Below are 3,208 nucleotides of genomic sequence, written 5' to 3'. Positions count from 1 at the left end.
AGCTGTGATCCCAGGGTGTCCGAATGGGGAAACCCGGCATCAGTCATGTGATGTCACCCGCACCTGAACACATAGGGTGTGTGGGGGGAACGCGGGGAAGTGAAACATCTCAGTACCCGTAGGAAGAGAAAACAAATAGTGATTCCGTGAGTAGTGGCGAGCGAAAGCGGATTGAGGCTAAACCGGCGGCGTGTGATACCTGTCAGGGGTTGCGTGGTCGGGGTTGTGGGACCCTGCTGAGTGTGCTGACACGCACTCGAGGAGTTACAAAGCCAGTGGTTAGTCGAACAGTCTGGAATGGCTGACCGTAGACGGTGATAGTCCGGTAGGTGAAAGCTGCTGGTCTTCTGTGGGTGTTCCCGAGTAGCGGCGGACTCCTGAAATCTGCCGTGAATCTGCCAGGACCACCTGGTAAGCCTAAATACTTCCTGGTGACCGATAGCGGACGAGTACCGTGAGGGAATGGTGAAAAGTACCCCGGGAGGGGAGTGAAATAGTACCTGAAACCGTTCGCCTACAATCCGTCGGAGCCTTGCGGGGTGACGGCGTGCCTTTTGAAGAATGAGCCTGCGAGTTAGTGGCATGTGGCGAGGTTAACCCGTGTGGGGGAGCCGTAGCGAAAGCGAGTCTGAATAGGGCGTTTTTAGTCGCATGCTCTAGACCCGAAGCGGAGTGATCTAGCCATGGGCAGGCTGAAGCGCGGGTAAGACCGCGTGGAGGGCCGAACCCACCAACGTTGAAAAGTTGGGGGATGACCTGTGGTTAGGGGTGAAAGGCCAATCAAACTCCGTGATAGCTGGTTCTCCCCGAAATGCATTTAGGTGCAGCGTCGCGTGTTTCTTGCCGGAGGTAGAGCACTGGATGGTCTAGGGGGCCCACAAGCTTACCGAAATCAGCCAAACTCCGAATGCCGGTAAGTGAGAGCGCGGCAGTGAGACTGCGGGGGATAAGCTTCGTAGTCGAGAGGGAAACAGCCCAGATCACCAGCTAAGGCCCCTAAGCGTGTGCTAAGTGGAAAAGGATGTGGGGTCGCATAGACAACCAGGAGGTTGGCTTAGAAGCAGCCACCCTTTAAAGAGTGCGTAATAGCTCACTGGTCAAGTGGTTCCGCGCCGACAATGTAGCGGGGCTCAAGCACACCGCCGAAGCTGTGGCATTCACACAATAACTTCGCCTGGCCTTGATGTCAGGTGCAGGTGTGTGGGTGGGTAGGGGAGCGTCGTGCCGGGGGTGAAGCAGCGGGGTGACCCAGTTGTGGACGCGGCACGAGTGAGAATGCAGGCATGAGTAGCGAAAGAAGGGTGAGAAACCCTTCCGCCGGATGACCAAGGGTTCCAGGGCCAGGCTAATCCGCCCTGGGTGAGTCGGGACCTAAGGCGAGGCCGAGAGGCGTAGTCGATGGACAACGGGTTGATATTCCCGTACCCGCGAAAGAGCGACCCTGACGAACCTCGTTGTGCTAACCACCCGAACCGCCGGCGGTCTTCGGACCAATGGTGGGGAGCGTGGGAACCTGGCGGGTAGTAGTCAAGCGATGGGGTGACGCAGGAAGGTAGCTGAGCCCGGCCGGTGGTTGTGCCGGGGTAAGCGTGTAGGCCGGTGTGTAGGCAAATCCGCACACCATGAGGGCTGAGACGTGATGCCGAGCCGATTCAGGTGAAGTCAGTGATCCTATGCTGCCGAGAAAAGCCTCTAGCGAGTTCTTAGCGGCCCGTACCCCAAACCGACACAGGTGGTCAGGTAGAGAATACCGAGGCGATCGGGCGAACTGTGGTTAAGGAACTCGGCAAATTGCCCCCGTAACTTAGGGAGAAGGGGGGCCGGAGACGTGAAGCCCCGCGCGGGTGGAGCGTTGTATGGCCGCAGAGAGCAGGGGGAAGCGACTGTTTACTAAAAACACAGGTCCATGCGAAGAAGTAATTCGATGTATATGGACTGACGCCTGCCCGGTGCTGGAACGTTAAGGGGACCTGTTAGCTCTTCGGGGCGAAGCGGAGAACTTAAGCGCCAGTAAACGGCGGTGGTAACTATAACCATCCTAAGGTAGCGAAATTCCTTGTCGGGTAAGTTCCGACCTGCACGAATGGCGTAACGACTTCCCCACTGTCTCAACCACAGGCCCGGCGAAATTGCAGTACGAGTAAAGATGCTCGTTACGCGCGGCAGGACGGAAAGACCCCGGGACCTTTACTATAGCTTGACATTGGTATCTGAATTAGCTTGTGTAGGATAGGTGGGAGCCGGTGAAGTCCATACGCCAGTATGGGTGGAGGCAATCTTGAAATACCACTCTGGTTGATTTGGGTATCTAACTTCGGACCGTTATCCGGTTCAGGGACAGTGTCTGGTGGGTAGTTTAACTGGGGCGGTTGCCTCCTAAAGGGTAACGGAGGCGCCCAAAGGTTCCCTCAGCCTGGTTGGCAATCAGGTGTTGAGTGCAAGTGCACAAGGGAGCTTGACTGTGAGACTGACAGGTCGAGCAGGGACGAAAGTCGGGACTAGTGATCCGGCACTGGCATGTGGAAGCGGTGTCGCTCAACGGATAAAAGGTACCCCGGGGATAACAGGCTGATCTTCCCCAAGAGTCCATATCGACGGGATGGTTTGGCACCTCGATGTCGGCTCGTCGCATCCTGGGGCTGTAGCAGGTCCCAAGGGTTGGGCTGTTCGCCCATTAAAGCGGTACGCGAGCTGGGTTTAGAACGTCGTGAGACAGTTCGGTCCCTATCCGCCGTGCGCGTAGGATACTTGAGAAGGGCTGTCCCTAGTACGAGAGGACCGGGACGGACGAACCTCTGGTGTGCCAGTTGTCCCGCCAGGGGCACGGCTGGTTAGCTACGTTCGGAAGGGATAACCGCTGAAAGCATCTAAGCGGGAAGCTCGCTTCAAGATGAGGTATCCCACCCACTTTGTGGGGTAAGGCCCCCAGCTAGACGACTGGGTTGATAGGCCGGAAATGTAAGCCCGGTAACGGGTTCAGTTGACCGGTACTAATAGGCCGAGGACTTGACTACCAAGCTGCTACGCGTCCACTGTGCAACTCTGAACAAACCACCACCCACCAGGGTTGGTTGACATGTTCATAGAGTTACGGCGGTCATGGCGGAGGGGAAACGCCCGGTCACATTCCGAACCCGGAAGCTAAGCCCTCCAGCGCCGATGGTACTGCACTCGGGAGGGTGTGGGAGAGTAGGACACCGCCGGACAA

The 3,208-nt window shown here is 57.2% G+C and carries 2 rRNA genes; both read left to right on the top strand.

What is annotated here, in order from left to right:
* A 23S ribosomal RNA gene (locus Q3W68_RS28255) occupies positions 1-3,014 on the top strand; the annotation flags it as partial.
* Between the two features lie 75 nt (positions 3,015-3,089).
* Positions 3,090-3,206, top strand: a 5S ribosomal RNA gene (rrf, locus tag Q3W68_RS28250).
* The last annotated feature ends 2 nt before the right edge of the window (positions 3,207-3,208 follow it).

This window comes from Micromonospora sp. C28ISP2-4, from assembly GCF_030519385.1.
Classification (GTDB): domain Bacteria; phylum Actinomycetota; class Actinomycetes; order Mycobacteriales; family Micromonosporaceae; genus Micromonospora; species Micromonospora tulbaghiae.
Note: the sequence above shows the minus strand (reverse complement) of the source record. Positions and strands in the feature narration are given on the sequence as shown.